We start from the raw sequence: 255 nt of genomic DNA on the forward strand, positions 1-255 counted from the left end.
CTCCCGCATTCTCCGCAGATACCAACTCGGGCGCAATGACCGTCAACGCCATCAAGGCGCAGACAAATGACGGCAATTTTTTTCATTATCACTTTGCTGGTGATTATGGCGGGGTAAGCAGCTCTTGTCAGAGGACTGACGGCTGGAGCATCAACACCACCGATGACAACATCAATCAGCTGTTGCTAATGGCCTACCTGTCTGGGATTCCGTTGAAGGTTGGCATTGATGGCAGCTCAGGCTGTAAAGTAACTG

At 51.0% G+C, this 255-nt stretch carries 1 protein-coding gene; it reads left to right on the forward strand.

Annotated features, from left to right (window positions below; all coding sequences use genetic code 11):
• A partial coding sequence (locus DUT91_RS26070; RefSeq protein ID WP_160113743.1) for a hypothetical protein occupies window positions 1-255 on the forward strand: 255 nt, incomplete at both ends.

It is taken from the genome of Paramesorhizobium salinisoli (genome assembly GCF_003335045.1).
In the GTDB taxonomy this organism is placed as follows: Bacteria; Pseudomonadota; Alphaproteobacteria; order Rhizobiales; family Rhizobiaceae; genus Paramesorhizobium; species Paramesorhizobium salinisoli.